This window comes from Agromyces sp. NPDC057865 (genome assembly GCF_042796995.1).
In the GTDB taxonomy this organism is placed as follows: Bacteria; Actinomycetota; Actinomycetes; order Actinomycetales; family Microbacteriaceae; genus Agromyces.
The window spans coordinates 518718-540224 of record NZ_JBHVMJ010000001.1 but is presented as its reverse complement, the minus strand read 5'-3'; the positions used below and the strand labels follow the sequence as shown (position 1 = coordinate 540224).

19 protein-coding genes are annotated in these 21507 nt (G+C 73.3%); 16 read left to right on the top strand and 3 right to left on the bottom strand.

Going from position 1 to position 21507, the window contains the following annotated elements; all coding sequences use genetic code 11:
* Positions 1–14 precede the first annotated feature (14 nt).
* On the bottom strand, positions 15–1004 hold the full coding sequence (locus ACFVN5_RS02480) for a Gfo/Idh/MocA family protein (RefSeq protein ID WP_376953041.1): 990 nt from the start codon (positions 1002–1004) through the stop codon (positions 15–17).
* A gap of 88 nt (positions 1005–1092) precedes the next feature.
* Between ACFVN5_RS02480 and ACFVN5_RS02475 the strand changes: the two genes are divergently transcribed.
* The 11 genes from ACFVN5_RS02475 (at position 1093) to fdxA (ending at position 12733) form a co-directional block, all read left to right on the top strand.
* Positions 1093–1848, top strand: a complete 756-nt coding sequence (locus ACFVN5_RS02475; RefSeq protein WP_376953040.1) for a sirohydrochlorin chelatase — start codon at positions 1093–1095, stop codon at positions 1846–1848.
* Positions 1849–2057: 209 nt separating this feature from the next.
* Positions 2058–3842: a nitrite/sulfite reductase gene (locus ACFVN5_RS02470; RefSeq protein WP_376953039.1), complete on the top strand. Its 1785-nt coding sequence runs from the start codon at positions 2058–2060 to the stop codon at positions 3840–3842.
* Positions 3839–4675 (top strand): phosphoadenylyl-sulfate reductase, encoded by an 837-nt coding sequence (locus ACFVN5_RS02465; protein ID WP_376953038.1) that lies wholly within the window; start codon positions 3839–3841, stop codon positions 4673–4675. The genes ACFVN5_RS02470 and ACFVN5_RS02465 overlap by 4 nt, the downstream gene beginning before the upstream one ends.
* Positions 4672–5727: a sulfate adenylyltransferase subunit CysD gene (gene cysD, locus ACFVN5_RS02460; RefSeq protein ID WP_376953037.1), complete on the top strand. Its 1056-nt coding sequence runs from the start codon at positions 4672–4674 to the stop codon at positions 5725–5727. Before ACFVN5_RS02465 ends, cysD begins: the two co-directional genes overlap by 4 nt.
* A complete protein-coding gene (locus ACFVN5_RS02455; protein ID WP_376953036.1) occupies positions 5727–7196 on the top strand; it encodes a sulfate adenylyltransferase subunit 1 in 1470 nt (489 codons plus the stop codon). Before cysD ends, ACFVN5_RS02455 begins: the two co-directional genes overlap by 1 nt.
* Positions 7193–8302, top strand: coding sequence for an ABC transporter substrate-binding protein (locus ACFVN5_RS02450; protein WP_376953035.1), 1110 nt, complete (start codon positions 7193–7195; stop codon positions 8300–8302). The genes ACFVN5_RS02455 and ACFVN5_RS02450 overlap by 4 nt, the downstream gene beginning before the upstream one ends.
* An 11-nt stretch (positions 8303–8313) precedes the next feature.
* Positions 8314–9057 (top strand): ABC transporter ATP-binding protein, encoded by a 744-nt coding sequence (locus ACFVN5_RS02445; protein WP_376953034.1) that lies wholly within the window; start codon positions 8314–8316, stop codon positions 9055–9057.
* A complete protein-coding gene (locus ACFVN5_RS02440; RefSeq protein WP_376953033.1) occupies positions 9047–10048 on the top strand; it encodes an ABC transporter permease in 1002 nt (333 codons plus the stop codon). Before ACFVN5_RS02445 ends, ACFVN5_RS02440 begins: the two co-directional genes overlap by 11 nt.
* On the top strand, positions 10045–11004 hold the full coding sequence (gene cobA, locus ACFVN5_RS02435) for a uroporphyrinogen-III C-methyltransferase (RefSeq protein WP_376953032.1): 960 nt from the start codon (positions 10045–10047) through the stop codon (positions 11002–11004). Before ACFVN5_RS02440 ends, cobA begins: the two co-directional genes overlap by 4 nt.
* Positions 11001–12410: an FAD-dependent oxidoreductase gene (locus tag ACFVN5_RS02430; protein ID WP_376953031.1), complete on the top strand. Its 1410-nt coding sequence runs from the start codon at positions 11001–11003 to the stop codon at positions 12408–12410. Before cobA ends, ACFVN5_RS02430 begins: the two co-directional genes overlap by 4 nt.
* Entirely contained in the window at positions 12407–12733 is a 327-nt protein-coding gene (gene fdxA, locus ACFVN5_RS02425; protein WP_376953030.1) for a ferredoxin, read from the top strand. Before ACFVN5_RS02430 ends, fdxA begins: the two co-directional genes overlap by 4 nt.
* Positions 12734–12759: 26 nt before the next feature.
* On the opposite strand, the gene ACFVN5_RS02420 is transcribed toward fdxA, so the two are convergent.
* Both ACFVN5_RS02420 and ACFVN5_RS02415 read right to left on the bottom strand, forming a co-directional pair.
* Positions 12760–13464 (bottom strand): hypothetical protein, encoded by a 705-nt coding sequence (locus tag ACFVN5_RS02420; protein WP_376953029.1) that lies wholly within the window; start codon positions 13462–13464, stop codon positions 12760–12762.
* On the bottom strand, positions 13461–14783 hold the full coding sequence (locus ACFVN5_RS02415) for a glycosyltransferase family 4 protein (protein ID WP_376953028.1): 1323 nt from the start codon (positions 14781–14783) through the stop codon (positions 13461–13463). Before ACFVN5_RS02415 ends, ACFVN5_RS02420 begins: the two co-directional genes overlap by 4 nt.
* Positions 14784–15001: 218 nt before the next feature.
* Between ACFVN5_RS02415 and ACFVN5_RS02410 the strand changes: the two genes are divergently transcribed.
* Genes ACFVN5_RS02410 through ACFVN5_RS02390 form a run of 5 tightly spaced genes read left to right on the top strand, consistent with a single transcriptional unit; the run spans position 15002 to position 21489 of the window.
* Positions 15002–17014, top strand: coding sequence for a glycosyltransferase (locus ACFVN5_RS02410; protein ID WP_376953027.1), 2013 nt, complete (start codon positions 15002–15004; stop codon positions 17012–17014).
* Positions 17011–18195 (top strand): glycosyltransferase family 4 protein, encoded by a 1185-nt coding sequence (locus tag ACFVN5_RS02405; protein ID WP_376953026.1) that lies wholly within the window; start codon positions 17011–17013, stop codon positions 18193–18195. The genes ACFVN5_RS02410 and ACFVN5_RS02405 overlap by 4 nt, the downstream gene beginning before the upstream one ends.
* Entirely contained in the window at positions 18192–19325 is a 1134-nt protein-coding gene (locus ACFVN5_RS02400) for a glycosyltransferase family 4 protein (protein WP_376953025.1), read from the top strand. Before ACFVN5_RS02405 ends, ACFVN5_RS02400 begins: the two co-directional genes overlap by 4 nt.
* Entirely contained in the window at positions 19322–20353 is a 1032-nt protein-coding gene (locus ACFVN5_RS02395) for a glycosyltransferase (protein ID WP_376953024.1), read from the top strand. The genes ACFVN5_RS02400 and ACFVN5_RS02395 overlap by 4 nt, the downstream gene beginning before the upstream one ends.
* Positions 20350–21489 carry a glycosyltransferase gene (locus ACFVN5_RS02390; RefSeq protein WP_376953023.1) on the top strand — a complete coding sequence of 380 codons (1140 nt, stop codon included), beginning with the start codon at positions 20350–20352 and terminating at the stop codon, positions 21487–21489. The genes ACFVN5_RS02395 and ACFVN5_RS02390 overlap by 4 nt, the downstream gene beginning before the upstream one ends.
* The last annotated feature ends 18 nt before the right edge of the window (positions 21490–21507 follow it).

Here is a 21507-nt window from a genome sequence, read left to right as displayed (position 1 = left end):
GGAGACGAGCCGCGTCAGACCGCCGCGAGCACCGCGTCGACCGTGCGCATGACGCGGAGCGTCGCGGCGTGGCTGCTGAGCTCGTGCTCGATGCGCCCGTCGCGCAGTGCCTCGGCGACCGCCTCGAGCATCGGCACGTAGCCGTTGCCGACCTTCGGGATCAGCACCTCCTCGCGGTCGTGCTCGATGCCGCCCACGGGGCGCTCGAGCACGAAGCCCTCGGTCGCCCAGAACGCGGGCAGGATCCGGATGCGGCCGGCGGTGCCGCCGATCGAGGCGTCGCACGGCAGCAGCGAGCGGAGCGAGGTCGCCAGGGTCGCCTGGCGGCCGTCCTCGTAGCCGAGGAGGACCGCGAGCTCGCCGTCCACGACGGTCGGCGCACCGTCGGGACCGAGGCGGGAGCCGGTCGCCGCGAGCGACGCGTACGGCCCGAACAGCAGGTCGGCGAGCGCGAGGGGGTACACGCCCTGGTCGAGGGCCGACCCGCCACCGTGCTCGGCGTCCCAGAGCCGGTGCGTGGGATCGGGGATCACGAACCCGAACGTGGCGGCGAGGTTGCGCGGCTCGCCGATCGCCCCGTCGGCGAGCAGCTCGGCGACGCGGCGGATCGCGGGGTTGAACCGCATCCACATCGCCTCCATGAGGAAGACCCCGCGCTCGCGCGAGAGCGCGACGAGCTGCTCGGCCTCCGCGGCATCCATCGTGAACGCCTTCTCGAGGAGCACCGGCAGGTCGCGCTCGAGCGCACGCCGCGCGAGCTCGAAGTGGCTGTCGTGCGTCGTCGCGATGTAGAGCAGGTCGAGGTCGTCACGGCCGAGCAGGTCGTCGACCGATCCGGCGTGCGGGATGTCGCGGTCCGCCGCGAACGCGAGCGTGCGCTCGGCATGGCGGCCGGCGACCGCCACGAGCTCGAACGCGTCGAGGGCACGGAAGTCCGGCACGATCATGTCGGACATCCAGCCGGTGCCGATGATGCCGACGCGGATGCGGGGAGGGTTCGCCATGGCGGCAACGCTAGCCGAGGCGGCGGGCGCCGGGTCGAGCCGCCGGCCTGGCGTCGAGCCACCGCTGCGCAGGTGCGAGCATGGACGCATGGCGCAGCGCACCCCCGCCCTCGTGGGCATCTCGCACGGCACCTCGTCGCCCGAGGGGCAGCGCGCCGTGCGCGCGCTGGGCGACGCCGTCGCCGAAGTGGTGGCGCAGCGGCATCCGGATGCCCCGCCCAGCGTGCGCCTCGGACACGTCGACGTCGAGCAGCCCGACGTGCCCGCGACCCTCGCCTCGCTCGAGGCCGGTGAGCCCGCGGTCGTCGTGCCGCTGCTGCTCTCGGCGGGCTACCACGTGTATGTCGATCTGACCGAGGCCGTCGCCGACGAGTCGACCCGCCCGGTCGTGCTCTCGGGCGCCCTCGGACCCGACGACCGGCTCGCGACCGTACTGCTCCGCCGGCTCGAGGAGGCCGGACTCCGCGACGACGATCGCATCGTGCTGGCCGTCGCGGGCTCGAGCGACGTGCGCGCCGTCGAGGACTGCCGCGACCAGGCGGCACGGCTCGCCGCGGCATCCGGCCGGGAAATCGCGCTCGGGTTCCTCTCGGCGGCCGAGCCGAGGCTCCCCGAGGCGGTCGCGGCAGCGCGGACGCAGGGGCAGGCGACCGGGGCCGGGGCAGGCGGACGCGTCGTCGTCGCGAACTACCTGCTCGCGCCGGGCTACTTCGACGACCTCGCGCGAGCCGCCGGCGCCGATGTCACCGCGCAGCCGCTCCTCGTGCCCGACGAGCCGGCCCCGCGGGAGGTCGTCGACGTCGTGCTCGAACGCTACGCCGCGGCATCCGCTCGGCTCGCTTGACCGACTGACCGACGCGCTCCGAAACGGAGGCGATCGTCCATTACCGCCTCCCGGCGGAGCGCAACCCCCTGTGTCGAACAACGACGCCATGTGACGCAATGCGACGGGCCGTGACCGGGCATGACACGTCACCTGTTCGCGGGTCGCCGACTCGCCTACGTTCGACCGGACACCACCGCGCAATCGCGCCGGCCGAGAGGAGGACGCCCGTGACGACACCGCCCACGACGACGGATGCCGCGCCCGCGCGCCCGGCCCGCACCGAGCGTCCGGCCCGGCCCGAGCGCACCGCCGGAGACCGCCCGGTTCGCGGCGACCGACCGGCCCGCCCCGCCTCCCGCCCGCACGGGCAGTGGAAGGTCGACGGCACCGAGCCCCTCAACGGCAACGAGGAGTGGAAGCAGGTCGACAACGGGCTGAGCGTGCGCGGTCGCATCGAGCAGATCTACTCGAAGGGCGGGTTCGCGTCGATCGACCCGACCGACCTGCACGGCCGGTTCCGCGTGTGGGGCCTCTACACGCAGCGCAAGCCCGGCATCGACGGCGGTCGCACCGCCACGCTCGAGCCGCACGAGCTCGAGGACGAGTACTTCATGCTGCGCGTCCGCATCGACGGCGGGCAGCTCACGACCGAGCAGCTCCGCGTCATCGGCGGCATCTCGACCGAGTTCGGACGCGACACGGCCGACCTGACCGACCGCCAGAACATCCAGCTGCACTGGATCCGCGTCGAGGACGTCCCCGAGATCTGGCGCCGGCTCGAGGCGGTCGGCCTCGGCACGACCGAGGCGTGCGGCGACGTGCCGCGCGTGGTGCTCGGCTCGCCGGTCGCCGGCATCGCGGCCGACGAGCTCATCGACCCGACGGCGCAGATCGACGAGATCACGAGCCGCTTCATCGGCGACGAGTCGCTCGCGAACCTGCCCCGCAAGTTCAAGTCCGCCCTCACCGGCCACCCGAGCCAGGACGTCGTGCACGAGATCAACGACGTCGCGTTCGTCGCGGTCGAGCACCCCGAGCTCGGCGTCGGCTACGACCTCTGGGTCGGCGGCGGCCTCTCCACGGCGCCGCGGCTCGCGGAGCGGCTCGGCGTCTTCGTCGCGCCGGAGCGGGTCGCCGACGCGTGGCACGGCGTCGCGCAGATCTTCCGCGACTACGGCTACCGGCGCCTGCGCAACAAGGCCCGCCTGAAGTTCCTGCTCGCCGACTGGGGCGTCGAGAAGTTCCGCGAGGTGCTCGAGACCGAGTACCTCGACGCACCGCTGCCCGACGGCCCCGCGGCGCCGACGCCGACGACCCCCGGCGACCACGTCGGCGTGCACCGCCAGAAGGACGGCCGCTTCTACGTCGGCGCGACCCCGATCGTCGGCCGCGTCTCCGGCCCGGCCCTGACGAAGCTCGCCGACCTCGTCGAGGCGCACGGATCGACCCGGCTGCGCACCACGCCGCACCAGAAGGTCGTCATCCTCGACATCCCCGAGGACCGGGTCGAGTCGCTCATCGCGGGCCTCGACGAGCTCGGGCTCTCGGCCCGGCCGAGCCTCATCCGCCGCGGCACGATCGCGTGCACGGGCATCGAATTCTGCAAGCTCGCCATCGTCGAGACCAAGGCGTACGCGACGGCGGCCGTGCTCGAGCTCGAGGAGCGACTCGCGGACTTCGACCTGCCACACCCGATCAGCCTGCACGTCAACGGCTGCCCCAACTCGTGCGCCCGCATCCAGACGGCCGACATCGGCCTCAAGGGCCAGCTCGTCACGATCGACGGCGAGCAGGTCCCCGGCTACCAGGTGCACCTCGGCGGCGGGCTCGCGTCGCTCGACCGCGACGAGGCCGGCCTCGGCCGCACCGTGCGCGGCCTGAAGGTCACGGCCGACGGCATCGCCGACTACGTCGAGCGCGTGGTCACGCGGTTCCTCGCCGAGCGCGACGGCGCCGCCGACGAGTCGTTCGCACAGTGGGCGCACCGCGCCGACGAGGAGGCGCTGCGATGAGCGCGCGGAACGTGGGTTCCCTCGGTGATCGAGGAGCGCCCGGCGAAGCTGGACGCGTCTCGAGACCCGGTGATGATGCGTCTCGATACGCGTCGCCTCCGGCGCCGCTACTCGACGACCGGAAAAGGCCCGCCGACGAGCTGCGAACGCTGGCCGAGGCGGGAAACCTCGAGCTCGGCAGCCTCACCGACCACGAGGCATCCGCCCGGGCCGTCGTCGCGTGGGTCGCCGAGCACTTCGGCACGGATGCTGCGGCGGTCGCCTGCTCGATGGCCGACGCCGTGCTGCCGCACGTGATCGCCGAGCAGCTCCCCGGCGTCGACGTGCTGTTCCTCGACACGGGCTACCACTTCACCGAGACGTACGTGACGCGCGACGAGGTCGCCCGTGCGCTCGACGTCCGGATCGTCGACGTGCTGCCCGAGCAGACCGTCGCCCAGCAGGACGCCGAGTTCGGCGCCGAGCTCTTCGCGCGCGATCCTGGCCTCTGCTGCGCGCGCCGCAAGGTCGCGCCCCTGCAGCAGGCGCTCGCCGGCTACGAGGTGTGGTTCACGGGCGTGCGCCGCGAGGAGGCGCCGACGCGCACCAACACGCCGCTCGTGTCGTGGGACGAGCGGAACGGGCTCGTGAAGGTGAACCCCCTCGCGGCGTGGACGTTCGACGAGCTGCTCGACTACGCCGGCGCGCACCAGGTTCCCGTGAACCTCCTCATGTCGCACGGCTACCCCTCGATCGGCTGCGAGCCGTGCACGAAGCCCGTCGCGGCGGGCGAGGACCCGAGGTCCGGGCGCTGGGCCGGCCTCGCGAAGACCGAATGCGGGTTGCACCTATGAGCGAGATCACGATCCGCGCCACCGGTCGTCGAGTAGCGCCGCCGGAGGCGACGCGTGTCGAGACGCAGACGCGTGGCGAGACGCAGACGCATACCGAGACCGACTCACCGCGTCTCGATACGCGTCCGGCTGCGCCGGGCGCTACTCGACGACCGGTCCGCGCCCTCTCCACCCTCGACGCGCTCGAGTCCGAGTCGATCCACATCATCCGCGAGGTCGTCGCCGAGTTCGAGCGCCCGGTGCTGCTGTTCTCGGGCGGCAAGGACTCCGTCGTCGTGCTGCACCTCGCCGCGAAGGCGTTCTGGCCGGCGAAGGTGCCCTTCCCGGTGCTGCACGTCGACACGGGCCACAACTTCCCCGAGGTCATCGACTTCCGCGACCGCACCGTCGAGCGTCTCGGACTGCGGCTCCAGGTCGCCGCCGTGCAGGACTACCTCGACGACGGACGCCTCCAGGAACGCGCCGACGGCACGCGCAACCCGCTCCAGACGCAGCCGCTGCTCGACGCGATCGCCGCCGGACGGCACGACGCCGTCTTCGGCGGCGCACGCCGCGACGAGGACAAGGCCCGCGCGAAGGAGCGCATCCTCAGCCTGCGCGACGAGTTCGGGCAGTGGGACCCGCGCAACCAGCGCCCCGAGCTCTGGGACCTCTACAACGGCCGCCACACGGTCGGCCAGCACGTGCGCGCGTTCCCCATCTCGAACTGGACCGAGCTCGACGTCTGGCGCTACATCGAGCGCGAGGGCATCGAGCTCCCGCCGCTGTACTACGCGCACGAGCGCGAGGTCTACCGCCGCGACGGCATGTGGCGGGCCGTGTCCGAGGTGTCGCCGGCCAGCGCGGACGAGGCGATCGAGCGGCGCGTCGTTCGCTACCGCACGGTGGGCGACATGAGCTGCACCGGCGCGGTCGAGTCCGACGCGGCATCCGTCGCCGACGTGGTGCGCGAGGTCGCGACGTCGACCCTCACCGAGCGCGGCGCGACCCGCGCCGACGACCGGATCTCGGAGGCCGCCATGGAGGACCGCAAGAAGGACGGGTACTTCTGATGACGCATGCGACTGCTGGTCGTCGAGTAGCGCCGCCGCAGGCGACGCGTATCGAGACGCTGCCCCGTCACGAGGATCTCGATACGCTCCCGGCTGCGCCGGGCGCTACTCGATCACCGGCCGCCGGCCTGTTCCGCTTCGCGACGGCCGGCTCGGTCGACGACGGCAAGTCGACCCTCGTCGGGCGGCTGCTGCACGACTCGAAGGCGATCCTCGCCGACCAGCTCGAGTCGGTCGCCCGCACGTCCGCCGAGCGCGGCTTCGGCGGCGAACCCGGTGCGATCGACTTCGCGCTGCTCACCGACGGCCTGCGCGCCGAGCGCGAGCAGGGCATCACGATCGACGTCGCCTACCGCTACTTCGCGACGGGCCGTCGGTCGTTCATCCTCGCGGACTGCCCCGGCCACGTGCAGTACACGCGCAACATGGTGACCGGCGCCACCACAGCCGATGCCGTCGTGGTGCTCGTCGACGCGCGCAAGGGCGTGCTCGAGCAGACCCGTCGGCACCTCGCCGTCGTGCAGCTCCTTCGCGTGCCGCACGTCATCGTCGCGGTGAACAAGATCGACCTGCTCGACTACTCCGAGTCCGCGTTCACGCGCGTCGCCGACGAGGTCACCGCGCTCGCGCGCGAGCTCGGCCTGCCCGACGCTCATGTCATCCCCGTCTCCGCCCTCGCGGGCGACAACATCGTCGACCGTTCGGCGAACACGCCCTGGTACTCGGGTCCTGCACTGCTCGAGCTCCTCGAAGCGCTGCCGTCGCTCGACGAGCTCGAGACCGAGCTCGAGGCGCTGCGGATGCCGGTGCAACTCGTCGTGCGCCCCCAGGGCGCGCTGGCGCCCGACGTCGCCGACCCCGAGGGGTTCCGCGACTACCGCGCGTTCGCCGGACGCATCGCGTCGGGGACCGTGCGCGTCGGCGACGCCGTGCAGGTGTTCCCCGGCGGCGCGACGACCACGGTCGTCGGCATCGACGCCGGTCCGGTCGAGCTCGAGTCCGCGTCGGCTCCGCAGTCGGTGTCGCTGCGGCTCGCCGACGAGATCGACGCGGCGCGCGGCGCCGTCATCGCGGCATCCGGCTCGCTGCCCGAGCCGCGCCGAGAGCTGGACGCGTCGGTCTTCCAGCTCGACTCCCGGCCGCTCGTGCCGGGCTCGCGCGTGCTCGTGAAGACCGGCACCTCCACCGTGCAGGCGCTCGTCACGGCCGTGCATGGCCGCCGCGACCTCGGCACGCTCGCCCTCGAACCCGCCGACCGGCTCGAGGCCAACGACATCGGACAGGTCGCCCTGAAGCTCGCCGCCGAGCTCCCGGTCGAACCGTACGCCGACCACCGACGTGCGGGTGCGTTCCTCGTGATCCACCCGCAGGACGGCGCGACCCTCGCGGCCGCGATCGTCACCCCGCCCGTCGCACCCGCGACGGACACCCCCATTCGCACGACCACCACCGAAGGAGCAGCAGCATGAACGCAACGTCCCGCGTCCGATCCCGCCTCGGCCTGGTGGGCGGCATGATGATGGCCGGCGCGATCGTCGCCTCGGCCGTCCTGACCGGATGCAGCGCGCAGTCCGCCTCGGGCGAGACCGCCGCGGCATCCGCCGAGACCGGCACGCCGGCCGAGGAACTCCGCCTCGGCTACTTCGCCAACGTCACGCACGCGCCCGCGCTCGTGGGCCTGCAGGAGGGCCTCTTCGAGGAGGCGCTCGGCGACACGAAGCTGTCGACCCAGGTCTTCAATGCCGGCCCGGCCGCGATCGAGGCGCTCACCGCCGGCGCCATCGACGCCACCTACATCGGGCCGAACCCGTCGATCAACACGTTCATCCAGTCGGCCGGCGAGTCGGCTCGCATCGTCGCGGGCGCCGCGACGGGCGGCGCCGCGCTCGTGGTGCGCGACGACATCGATTCGCCCGAGGACCTCGCGGGCACCACGCTCGCGACCCCGCAGCTCGGCAACACGCAGGACGTGGCGCTGCGCAGCTGGCTCGCCGACGAGGGCTTCACGACCGACACCTCGGGCGGCGGCGACGTGCACATCACGCCGACCGAGAACGCCCAGACCCTGACCCTGTTCCAGCAGGGCCAGCTCGACGGCGCGTGGCTGCCTGAGCCGTGGGTGTCGCGGCTCATCATCGACGCGGGCGCGAAGGTGCTCGTCGACGAGGCCGACCTCTGGGAGGACGGGAACTTCCCGACCACCGTGCTGCTCGTGAACGCCACGTTCCTCGCCGAGCACCCGCAGACGGTCGAGGCGCTGCTCGAGGGCCACCTCGCGTCGATCGCGTGGCTCGACGAGCACCCCGAAGAGGCGCCGACGGTCATCAACGCCGCCCTCGAGGCCGAGACGGGCAAGCCCCTCTCCGACGAGGTCATCACGCGATCGCTCGAGCACGTCACGTTCTCGGCCGACCCGCACGCCGAGACGTTCACGACGCTCGTCGAGAACGGCCTCGAGGCCGGCACGCAGAAGGACGGCTCCATCGAGGGCCTGTTCGACCTGCGCCTGCTGAACGGACTGCTCGCGGATGCCGGCGAGGACCCGGTCTCCGCGGGCGACCTCGGCGAGGAGTAGGGAATCGACCCATGAGCGGGCAGACGGCCATCCGCATCGAGCACCTCGGCAAGCGCTTCGGCGCCGGGCCGCTCGTGCTCGACGACGTGAACCTCTCGATCACGACGGGTGAGTTCGTCTGCCTGCTCGGGGCATCCGGTTGCGGCAAGTCGACGCTGCTGAACCTCATCGCGGGACTCGACCGGCCCACCACGGGCTCGATCGACACGCCCGCCGAGGGCTCCGCGGTGATGTTCCAGGAGTCGGCGCTCATGCCCTGGCTCACGGCCCGCGCGAACGTCGAGCTCGCCCTGCGCCTGCGCGGCGTGCCGCGTACCGCCCGTCGCGGCGAGGCGCTCGAACTGCTCGACGTCGTCAACCTCGCGGATGCCGCGGAGAAGCGTCCGCACGAGCTGTCGGGCGGCATGCGCCAGCGCGTCGCCCTCGCCAGGGCCCTCGCCCAGGACCGGCCCGTCCTGCTCATGGACGAGCCGTTCGCCGCGCTCGACGCCATCACGCGCGACCTCCTGCACGAGGAGCTCGAGCGCGTGTGGCGCCAGACCGGCCGCACCATCGTCTTCGTCACCCACAACGTCCGCGAAGCCGCTCGGCTCGGACAGCGGGTCGTGCTCCTGTCGAGCCGCCCCGGCCGAGTCGCGGGCGAGTGGCGCATCGCCGAGACCGCAGGACGGCGCATCGAGTCGCCCGAGGTCGCGGCGCTCTCCATCGAGATCACCGACCAGCTGCGGAAGGAGATCCGCCGAAATGCCGCGTGACACCCTGCTGGAAGAGGAGTCCGGTCGTCGAGTAGCGCCGCCGGAGGCGACGCGTATCGAGACGCAGACGGAGGAACCCGGTCGTCGAGTAGCGCCGCCGGAGGCGACGCGTATCGAGACGCACACCCACGACGACCTCCGCAGCCTCGAGGCCGGCCTCGACCGGCTGCAGACCACCCCCGAGCGCCGCGCGAGCGCCTGGCGCCGCTTCACGACGAGCGTGCTCCCGCCCATCCTGTTCGTGGTCGTGCTCGTCGCCGCATGGCAGCTCTACATCGTCATCGCGGAGCCCCGCCCCGACATCGTCCCCGGCCCGCTCGACGTGCTCGCCGCGATCACCCAGGCGTGGGAGTCCGGCCGGCTCCAGCTCGCCGTCGCCACGAGCCTCGAGCGCGGCGTCATCGGCTTCCTCATCTCGGTCGCGATCGGGACCCCGCTGGGCCTGCTCCTCGCCGAGGTGCGTCCGCTGCGCCGCGCTATCGGCCCGATCATCTCGGGCCTGCAGGTGCTCCCGTCGGTCGCGTGGGTGCCCGCCGCGATCATCTGGTTCGGCCTCTCGGACGCCACCGTCTACTTCGTCGTGCTGATGGGCGCGATCCCCTCGATCGTGAACGGCCTCATCGCCGGCGTCGACCAGGTGCCGCCGCAGCTGCGCCGGGTCGGCACGGTGCTCGGCGCCCGCCGTTGGCGGCTCGCGACCCTCGTCGTGCTCCCGGCCGCGCTGCCCGGCTACGTCGCGGGCCTGAAGCAGGGCTGGGCGTTCTCGTGGCGCTCGCTCATGGCCGCGGAGATCATCGCCATGGGCGGCACGATCGGCTTCGGTCTCGGCTCGATGCTGCAGCAGACGCGCGAGCTGGCCGACCTCGCGGGGGTGCTCGCGACGATCCTCGTGATCCTCGCGATCGGCATCCTGATCGAGCTCGTGGTCTTCGCCCCGCTCGAGCGACGGATGCTGCGCCGCCGCGGCCTGCTCGTGGAGCGAGACCGATGACCGGACACCCCGGTGGTCGAGTAGCGCCCGGCGAAGCCGGACGCGTATCGAGACCCAGTGCCCCGGCCTCGGAACTCGCCGCGTCTCGATACGCGTCGCCTACGGCGGCGCTACTCGACGACCGGAAGGGTCGCGTCACCCTCGTGGGCGCCGGCCCCGGCGACGCGGGGCTGCTGACCATCCGCGGACTCCGCGCGCTCGAGGCCGCCGACGTGATCGTCGCCGACCGGCTGGGCGCCCGCGGCGTGCTCGACGGGCTCGCCGCCGAGGGCGTGCAGCTGCGCGCCGAGGTCGTCGACGTCGGCAAGCTCCCGGGCCACCACGCGGTGCCGCAGGACGCCATCAACGAGCTGCTCGTCACGCTCGCGCTCGACGGCAGGCAGGTCGTGCGCCTCAAGGGCGGCGACCCCTTCATCTTCGGACGCGGCGGCGAGGAGCTCGCGTACTGCTGCGACCGCGGGATCGACGTCGAGGTCGTGCCCGGCATCACGAGCGCCATCTCGGTGCCCGCGATCGCGGGCATCCCGCTCACGCACCGCGGCCTCGCGACGACGTTCACCGTCGTCACCGGCCACGACCAGATCCAGTCCCTCGGCGGTGGCCGCGACCACACCGTGGTGCTGCTCATGGGCATCGGCACGCTCGCGAACTCCGCGATCACGCTCGCCCGCGGCGAGCGCGGCGGCGACTGCCCCGTCGCGATCATCGAGGACGGCTACGGACCGCGCCAGCGGGTCACCGTCGGCACGCTCGACACGATCGCGCTGCAGGCCGCGCGTCGCGGCATCCGCTCGCCCGCCGTCGTCGTGGTCGGCGATGTCGTGACCTTGAGCCCGTACGCACCCCACCCGCTGGTTGAGCTCGTCGAAACCAGCGGCCCCGACCTGGTTTCGACGAGCTCAACCAGCGGAACCTCGAGCTCGACCACCGGACACCGAAAGGCCACCACCCGATGACCCTCTCCCTTCGCGTCGCGATCGTCGGAGCCGGCCCCGCCGGCATCTACGCGGGCAACATCCTCCATCGCCAGGTCTCCGAGGGCGGCGGCGAGGTCGCGATCGACCTCTTCGAGTCGCTGCCGGCGCCCTACGGCCTGATCCGCTACGGCGTCGCACCCGACCACCCGCGCATCAAGGGCATCGTGAACTCGCTGCACGAGATGCTCGACGCCGGCACCATCCGGCTGATCGGCAACGTCGAGGTCGGCCGCGACGTGACCGTCGAAGAGCTGCGCGAGCGCTACGACGCCGTCGTTTTCGCGACCGGCGCGCTGAAGGACGCCCCGCTGGACATCCCGGGCATCGACCTGCCCGGCTCCTACGGCGCCGCCGATCTCGTGGCCTGGTACGACGGCCACCCCGACGTGCCACGCGAGTGGCCGCTCGAGGCCGAGCAGATCGCGGTGATCGGCAACGGCAACGTCGCGCTCGACGTCGCCCGCGTGCTCGCGAAGCACCCGAAGGACCTGCTCACCACCGACGTGCCTGCCAACGTCGTGGCGGGCCTCGAGGCGTCGCCCGTGACCGACGTGCACGTGTTCGGCCGCCGCGGCCCCGGCCACGTGAAGTTCACGCCCATCGAGCTGCGCGAGCTCGGCGAGGTGCCCGACGTCGACGTGATCGTCTACGACGACGACTTCGAGCGCGCCGCCGGCGACCCGCACGCCGAGCAGCTGCACGCGTCGAACAACCAGGTGAAGGTCATGACGCGGACGCTGAACGGGTGGCGCCCTTCGACGGACACCGTTCGCACCGCGTCGCGGCGCCTGCACCTGCACTTCCTCTACAACCCGGTCGAGGTGCTCGGCGCCGGGCGCGTCGAGGGCGTGCGGTTCGAGCGCACGCGCCCGGTCGGCGACGGCAGCGTCGAGGGCACGGGCGAGTTCGTCGACGTGGCCGTGCAGGCCGTGTACCGCGCGGTCGGCTACGCGAGCTCGCCGGTCCCCGGCGTCCCGTTCGATGAGCGCAGCGCCGTCATCCCGAACGACGGCGGGCGGGTGACGGATGCCGCGGGCGCCCACCTCCCCGGCGTCTACGCGACCGGCTGGATCAAGCGCGGTCCCGTGGGCCTGATCGGCCACACCAAGGGCGACGCGCTCGAGACGATCACGAACCTGCTCGCGGATGCCGCGGCGGGCGCGCTCCCCGCGACGCTCGTCGAGGCCGCCGAGGGAGCCGAGGTGCTCGAGCTGCTCGAGGCCCGCGGCATCCGCTACACGACCTGGGCCGGCTGGCTCGAGCTGGACGCGCACGAGCGCGGACTCGGCGACGCGTTCGAGGGCGTCGAGCGCGAGCGCGTGAAGGTCGTGCCCCGCGACGAGCAGGTGGAGATCTCCCGCGCGGGCGCGCTGGTCGCGTCGTGACCTACGTCATCGCGCTGCCCTGCGTCGACGTCAAGGACCGGGCCTGCATCGACGAGTGCCCCGTCGACTGCATCTACGAGGGCGAGCGCTCGCTCTACATCCACCCCGACGAGTGCGTCGACTGCGGCGCCTGCGAGCCCGTCTGCCCCGTCGAGGCGATCTACTACGAGGACGACCTCCCCGACGTCTGGGCCGACTACTACACGGCCAACGTCGCGTTCTTCGATGAGATCGGCTCACCCGGCGGCGCCGCGAAGGTCGGGGCGTACGCCTTCGACCACCCGCTCGTCGCGGCGCTGCCGCCGCAGGCCGACGGGCACTGAGCCGGCGGAACCGGCCGAGCCGACCCTCAGGCCTGGCGGCGCCCTCGAGGCCGTTCGCCGTCGCCCGTCGCTTCGGGCTCGCCCTCGAGCCCGAAGCGCGCCGCCTCCACGGCCTCTTCGTACGCCGCGGCTTCGGCCTTCGGCATCCCGAAGAGCAGTCCCGCGATCGCCGTGAGCGCGGGGACCTCCTGGCGCGCCATGAGCCGATAGGCGTCGTCGTCCCTGCCCTGCGGGTCGACGATGTCGTCGCGGTCGCCCGTGGCGGGTGCCATGGCACGGTTCTCGGCCAGCTTCGCGACGCGCGCGCGCATCTCCTCCGTCGTCGTCGGGGCGATGGACGTGTCGAGCAAGCTCGCGATGCGCCCGGCCTCGCGGATGGTGAACGTCGACCGGAGCGCTCCGGGGACCAGCCCGAGCACGTCGTCGCGCTGCCGGGCGGACGAGACCAGGACCAGGTCGGCGTTGCGGATGGCTGCCTCGGAGATCTGCCGGGCACGGTGCGCCGATCCGTCGGCGCCCAGCGCCTCGGCGATCGTGCGAGAGCGCCGGCCCATGGTGGACCCCTCGGGCGCGCGGAGACCCGCGCTCGTGATGCTGACCTGACGTGCGGTGTCGGCGGGCAGGTACCAGTCCGACCAGGTGTCGAGCAGCACGTGCCCGAGCGCTGACCGGTTCATATTGCCCGTGCAGACCACCAGCACGGTGAAGTCGCCGTCGGCCTGCGCCGTCACGCGGGTCCCGACGCGCTGCTCACGGTGGAGGCGCTGCTCACGGTGGAGGCGCTGCTCACGGTCGCGGTGCGCCGCACGACGTCGTCGTAGATCGTCTCGTGCGCACGGCGTCCGCGCGTCGCACGACGACGCACGGCCTCGATCACCTCGTTGTAGAACGTCGCGTGGGCCTCGGCGACCTCCGCGTCGTCGAGCAGGCCCGGCGTGGTCGCGGCGCCGACGCCGAGGCGCTCGCGCAGGGCCGGATCCTCGTCGAGCCGGCGGAGCACCGCGGCGAGCCCCTGCACGTCGCGTGCGGGGAACTGCAGCCCGTTGACGCCGTCGCGCACCCACTCGGTGGGCCCGCCCTCGTCGGCGACGACGACGGCGCGTCCTGCGGCGAGGTACTGGAGCACGTTCTGGCCGAGGGGCTCGGGCCGCGTGGAGGCCTGCACGGCGACGTCCCACTCCTCGATGAGCGCGTCGACGTCATCGACGTGACCATGGAAGACGACCTGGTCGGCGACGCCGAGCTCGGCCGCGCGATCCTGCAGCTCGGCGAGGAAGTCCTCGTGGCCGAAGGGCGCCGCACCGGCGAACTCGAGCCGTGCGTCAGTGCCGGCGAACGCCTCCGCGAAGGCGTCGAGCAGCACGCGCTGGCCCTTCCACGGGTCGATCCGGGCGAGCATGCCGACGCGCAGGCCGCCCTGGGTGCGCACGGGCGGCGACTCGCGGAGCCGGATGCCGGACGCGCTCGGGATGACGCTCATGAGCGCGTCGGGCTTGAGATAGGGCCGGGCCGAGTCGAGCGGCGGGTGCGTGTCGCTGATGATGCCGTCGGCGCGGGGCAGGATGACGCGCCGCATCAGGAAGTGCCCGGTACGCCCCAGCGCGTCGCGGTCGGTCATGTCGCGCACGTGCACGACGAAGGGAACTCGCGAGAAGCGCGCCGCGAGCGCGCTGTACGCCGCCGCACGAGCCGTGTTGGCGTCCACGAGGTCGGCCGTGCGGAACTCGCGTTGCATGCGCGTCGCGACGGCCTGGATGGCGAGCCGGACGGTGGCCAGCACCTGCAGGCCGAATCCGCCCCAGCTGACGCCCGCGGGCTGCCGCACGCCGACGACACGGCACGGCACGTCGGCGGGCAGCGCCTCGTACACGCCCAGCCCCGTGTCGTCGGTGGGCGCGAGCATGATCGACGGCGACCACGGAGCGCCGATCTGCAGCATCCGGAGCAGGGCGAACTCGGCACCGCCTGCCACGGTGGTGTGGTCGAGGTGGAGCACCTTCGGGGCATCCGCGACCGTGGGTCGACGGCCGGGGCCGGCCTCGTGGCTCATCGACGAGTCCGATCCTGGGCACGACGGCGCGCTGCGATCGGCCCGGCGGTTCCACCGGGTCTCGCGGCAAGCACAGTGCAGGCGTCGTCGACCACTGTTCTTCCCCCAAGCTTCGGGCCGGCTAGGGCACTCGATCCGTTTGCGGCCGACGATGGGTGGTCGCGTGCACGCACGGATATCTTGTAACTGTCAGAGGCAGTCTACGTGGAGGGGGCGGTGTGCGCGCGCTGAGGGTATCGCACAGCGCCGTCGTCGGCGAGTGGCGCGGCCGGGAGCGGTCCCTCGCGAGCCTCGGGGTCGATGTCTCCCTCCTGAGCGCCCGGACGTGGCCCGAGGGCGGCGCCCTGGTGGACCTGCACCCACGCCCCGGCGAGAACGTCGACGGGGTGGCCACGATCGGGCGCCATCCCGCCCTGTTCCTCTACGACCCCCGCCCGCTCTGGCGCCGCCTCGGCGAGCACTGGGACGTCATCGACGTGCACGAGGAGCCGTTCTCGCTCGCGACCGCGGAACTCCTGCTGCTCCGCGCCCTCCGCGGCAACCACGCGCCCGTCGTGCTCTACACGGCCCAGAACCTGCAGAAGCGCTACCCGATCCCGTTCCGCTGGCTCGAACGGCACGCGCTGCGCACCGCGTCGGGCATCTCGGCCTGCAACACGGATGCCGCGCGCATCGCCGAGGCGAAGGGCTTCGCCGGCCGCGCTCGCGTCATCCCGCTCGGCATCGACTTCGAGCGATTCAGTGCCAGGCCGGCGGATGCCGCGACGGATCCCCCCGACGACGCCGACCGCATCATCGTGGGCTTCGCCGGCCGCCTCGTCGCCGAGAAGGGACTCGGCGTGCTGTTCGACGCGATGGCGCGCGACCGACGGCTGCACGCACGCATCGCCGGCGGGGGCCCGATGGCCGACGACCTGCCCGAGATCCTGACGCGACGCGGTCTCCGCGACCGCGTCGAACTGCTCGGCGCGCTCGCGCCCGAGGACGTGCCCGGCTTCTACCGTTCGATCGACGTGCTCGCCGTGCCCTCGCTCCCGACGCCGACCTGGACGGAGCAGTTCGGTCGCGTCGCGATCGAGGCGATGGCGTGCGGCGTACCCGTCGTCTCCAGCGATGCGGGCGCGCTGCCCGACGTCGTCGGCGGGGCGGGCCTCGTCGTCCCGGTGGGCGACGCCGACGCCCTCGCCACAGCGCTCGCGGAGGCGGCCGGCCCGCGCGCCGACGAGTTGGGGGCGCTCGGACGCGAGCGCGCGGCATCCTGCGACTGGAGCGAGGTGGGCCGCGCCTACCTCGACCTGTACCGGTCGGTGCTGCACGGCTCCGAAGCCGTGGCGCCCGCGGGCTCGCCCGGTGGGCCTGGAGACGCCGAGCGCGGCCTCGAGGTCGTCGTCGTGGCGTACGGCGCACCCGAGCTCCTCCGGCGGGCGCTCGAGCCGCTGGCGGGCCTGCCCGTCACGGTCGTCGACAACTCGTCGCTGCCCGAGATCGCCGCGCTGTGCGCCCAGCTCGGGGTGCGTTACCTCGACCCGGGCCGCAACGCGGGGTTCGCCGCCGGGGTGAACGTCGCGCTTGCCGACCGGCTCCGTCCGGGCGACGACGTGCTGCTCGTCAACCCCGACGCCGTGATCTCCCGCGCCGACACCGACGTACTGCACGCGGCACTGCTGGCCGCGCCCGACCTCGCGAGCGTCGGCCCCTCCCAGGTCGACGAGCAGGGCGCGCCCGCGCAGGTGGAGTGGCGCTACCCGTCGCCGACCGCCACCTGGCTCGAGGCGCTGGGGCTCGCACGGCTCCGCCGTGGGCCGACGTTCGTCATCGGCTCGGTGCTCCTCCTGCGCGCCGAGGCGCTCGACCAGGTCGGCGGACTGGACGAGGGCTTCTTCCTGTACGCCGAGGAGACCGACTGGGCGTACCGCGCCCACCGCCTGGGGTGGCGCCACGCGGAGGTCCCCGCCGCGCGGGCGGTGCACGCCGGCGCCGGCACGAGCAGCGACCCCGCGCGACGAGAGGCGCACTTCCACGCCTCGCTCGAGCGCTACCTCCGCAAGCACCACGGATCGCTCGGCTGGCAGTCCGCCCGCACGGCCCAGTGGATCGGCTCCATGGCCCGGTCGATCGCGCTCCCCGGCGAGCGCGGCCGGGCCGCCCGCAAGCGCGCGGCGCTCTATCGTCTCGGACCCGTCCGCGTGGAGGCCAGGTACCTCGAGCCGGCGGACGGAACCATCGGATGACCCATATCGTGCAGATCGTGCCGTTCATCGGCCCCGGCTCGGGCGTCGCCGGCGTCGCGTTCAACCTCGAGCAGCAGCTCATCGCCCTCGGCGCGACGGTCGAGCGCTACACGTTCGACGACGCGCGGCAGGGGCGACCGCTGCACTGGCCCCGTGCCAAGCTGCTGCGGCGATTCGCGCGCGGCTGGCGGGTGGTCTGGTTCAGCACGTTCGGCACGACACGCGCACGTCGCTTCCTGGCCGAACGGCCCGACGCCGTCTCCATCTGCCACAACGACGTCATGGCGGGCGACGTCTACGTGAACCACGGCGTGATCCTCGGGTCGATGCGGGCACGCGGCAACCCCGCGTGGCTCATGGTGCGCAACCCGTTCCACATCTACATCCACCTGCGCGACCGCGCGCGGTACCGCGGTCGCACCCACCGGGCGGTGGTCGTGCTGTCGCGGCAGGATGTCGCGGAGCTGCGCGACGCGTACGGGCGTGTCCGCCCGCGCCTGGTCGAGATCCCGAACGGGGTCGACCTCGAGCGCTTCCGGCCACCGACCCCCGACGAGCGAGTCGAGGCTCGGAGCGCGCTCGGGCTCGGCACCGAGGAGCGAGTGGCGGTGTTCGTGGGCCACGAGTTCCACCGCAAGGGACTGCGCTACGCCATCGAGGGACTGCGCTTCGCGCCGTCGGTGCTGCTGCTCATCGTGGGCGGCTCCGACGACATCATCGCCGAGGCCAACGCGTCCGCGCAGGAGCTCGGCGTCGGCGACCGCGTGCTGTTCGTCGGGCCCCGACACGACCTCGCGCCGTTCCTCGCGGCATCCGACGTGTTCGTGCTGCCCAGCGCCTACGAGGCGAACGCGCTCGTGGTGCTCGAGGCGCTCGCGAGCGGGCTGCCCGTCGTGACGACCCGGGTCGGCTACGCTCCCGAGATCGTGGTGGACGGCGACAACGGCTACCTCGTCGACCGCGATGCGCGGGCCGTGGGCGAGCGCCTGGAGGAGCTCGCCGGGCTCGAGGAGGAGGAGCTCGCCGCGTTCGGCCGGCGAGCCCGGGCCAGCGTGGAGGGCCACTCGTGGCGCGCGACCGCCGAGCGCTACCTCGCCCTCGCCGAGGAGCTGCTCGCCGAGCGTGCAGCGACGACCGAGCGCGGTGCGCCCGGCAGCGCAGAGGCCAGGGCGGCCGGATGACCCGCATCGTGCAGATCGTCCCCACGATCCGGCCGGGCAGCGGCGTGGCCGGCGTCGCGTATGCGCTCGAACGGGAGTTCGCGGCCGCGGGCGCGACCGTCGAACGGTTCACGCTGCACGAGGCCGGCAAGCGCCCGCGTCGCTCGACCGGGCACACGACGATCGGGAACCACCTCGAGGGCGCCCGCAACGTGGTCTGGTTCAGCACGGTCGGCACGCGGCGGGCGCGCCGATTCCTCGCCCAGCGTCCCGACGCCGTCTCGATCTGCCACAACGACGTCCTGGCGGGCGACGTCTACGTCAACCACGGACTCCTGCAGGCGGCGATGCGGGCGCGCGGCAACTACGCCTGGCGCATGGTGCGCAATCCCGTGCACCTGTTCACGGCGATCCGCGACCGCATCCGGTATCGGGGTCGCACGCACCGCGCGATCGTCGCCCTCACGTCCGCGGAGGCGGAGCTCCTGGTCGAGACCTACGGTCGCGTCCGTGCGCCCATCCACGTCATCCCGAACGGCGTCGACGTGGAGCGGTTCCGCCCGCCCGACGCCGCGGAGCGCTCGCAGGCGCGCACGGCGATCCGGATCGACGACGACCGCACGGTCGCCGTGTTCGTCGGCCACGAGTACGAGCGCAAGGGGCTTCCGCTCGTGATCGAGGGCCTGCCGCGCGCCGTCGGCGTCACGCTCGTGGTCGTCGGCGGCAGCCCCGACATGATCCGCCGCGCCGAGTCGGAGGCGCGCGAGCTCGGCGTCGCCGACCGCGTGCGCTTCGTCGGCACGCACGACGATCCGGTGCCGTTCCTCTGGGCCGCCGACACCCTCGTGCTGCCGAGCGCCTACGAGGCGAATGCGCTCGTGCTGCTCGAGGCGCTCGCCTGCGGCCTGCCGGTCGTGGCGACGCGGGTCGGGTTCGCTCCCGACCTCGTGCGCGACGGCGAGAACGGCCACCTCGTCGACCGGAACGCGGCATCCGTCGGCGATCGACTGGACGAGCTCGACCGGAGCGACCTCACGGCGCTGCGTGCGGCCGCCAGGGCGACCGCCGAGCAGTACTCGTGGCCCGAGATCGCCCGGCGCTACCTCGAGCTCGTGGAGTCCCTCCGAGCCGAGCGCGAGGCGCGCGCGTGAAGGCCCCACTGCGGATCCTGCACGCCGTCCGGTCCGACGGGTTCGCCGGCGTCGAGCAGTTCGTGCTGCGCCTCGCGCTCGCGCAGGCGGCCGACGGCCACGACGTGGCCGTCATCGGCGGCGCGGCCGAGCGGATGCGGCCCGACCTCGACGCAGCGGGCGTCGAACACGTGCCCGCTGCACGCACCGTCGAGGTGCAGCGCGCGGTGCGTCCACGTGCCGCTAAGGTCGACGTCGTGAACACGCACATGACCGCGGCCGATGTCGCCGCCGTCATCGCGCTGACCGGGCGTCGTCGGCCCGCGCTCGTGTCCACGCGCCACTTCGCGCAGCCCCGCGGGCGCCTCGGCCCGGTGCCGATCGACGCGCTCGTGCGCCACCGCATCGACGCCGAGGTCTCGATCAGCGCCGCCGTCGCGGCATCCGTCGACCGGCCCAGCACGGTGGTGCACACCGGCGTCGACCCGCGTCCGCTCGGCGACGGCCGCCCGCGTGACCCCACTGTGCTCATCGCGCAGCGGCTCGAGCCCGAGAAGCACACGCACGTCGGCATCCGCGCCTTCGCCGCATCCGGCCTCGCCGCCGACGGCTGGACGCTCGAGGTGGCCGGCGACGGGTCGGAACGGGATGCGGTGCACGCGCTGGCCCGCGAGCTGGGCCTGGCGGAGGTCGTGCGATTCTCGGGATTCCGGTCCGACCTGCCCGCGGTCATGGACCGGGCGGGCATCCTCATCGCCCCGTGCCCGCTCGAGGGGCTCGGGCTCACGGTGCTCGAGGCCATGGCGGGCGGCCTCCCCGTCGTGGCCGCCGCGGCGGGCGGACACGTGGAGCTGCTCGAGGACCTCGACGAGCGCACCCTGTTCGCGGCCGACGACGCGGACGACGCCGCGCGACGGCTTCGAGCGCTCGCGGGTGACGAGCGGGGGCGCGCCGACCTCGGGGCCGCGGAGCGCGTCCGCCAGCAACAGGCCTTCTCGACCCGCGCGCAGGCCGACGGGACCGAGGCCGTCTACCGGGAGGTGCTGTGACCGAGCTCGTGGTGGCGTCGCTGGAGCGTTGGGACGACGTGTGGCGTCGGAACCAGCACCTCGTCGCCGGACTGCTCGCGGCGGACCCCGAACTCCGCGTGCTGTTCGTCGAGCCGCCGGCCGATCCCACGCACGACCTGCTGTCACGCCGCCGGCCGCGATTCGGGCGGGGCATCCGGGAGGTCGCGGGCGTGGCGCCCGGGCGGCTGCACTCGGTGCGTCCGGTGAAATGGCTTCCGCGGCGGCTCGACCGTCGCGCCGACGACCGGCTCGCCCGGTCGATCATGCGTGCCGCCCGCAGGCTGGGGATGCGGCATCCGCTGCTCTGGATCAACGACCCCGGCATGGCGCCGCTCGCCGAGCGGTCGGGGTGGCCGTCGCTCTACGACGTCACCGACGACTGGCTCGCGGCCGACCGGCCGGCGGCCGAGCTGCAGCGGACGGCGGCGAACGAGGCGACGCTCTTCCGTCTCGCGCGCGAGGTCGTCGTGTGCTCACCCGAGCTGGCCCGGCGCAAGGGCGAGCAGCGGCCCGTCGTGCTCATCCCGAACGCGGTCGACGTCGACGCGTATCGCCGGCCCCGGCCGCGCCCGTCCGACCTTCCGGCGGGGCCGGTCGCGCTCTACCTCGGCACCGTGCACGCCGACCGCATCGACGTCGACCTGTGCGAGGCCACTGCGCGGGCGCTCGGCGCGACGGGGAGGCTCGTGCTCGTCGGCCCGAACCTCCTCGGCGCCGACGATGTGCGGCGGCTCGAGGCCTCCGGCGCGCGCCTGCTCGGCCCGCGCCGCCGCGATGAGGTGATCGGCTACCTCCAGCACGCCGACGTGCTCGTCGTGCCGCATGTGGTCGACGCGTTCACCGACAGCCTCGACCCGATCAAGCTCTACGAGTACCAGGCCGTCGGTCGCCCGGTGGTCTCGACCCCGGTCGCCGGCTTCCGTGACGTGGTCGACCCGCGCATCACGATCGCGGATGGCGCGGGGTTCGCGGCGGCGGTCGCAGCGGCCGTGCCGGCGACGACGACCTTCCCTGCCGGCGCGGACGGGCCCGTGGCCGACTGGGCCGAGCGGGCGCGCGCGATGGGCGAGGTGCTGGCGCGGTTGGGCCGCGCGGAGGACCCCGCAGCGACCTGAACGCGTCCGGGACCTTCA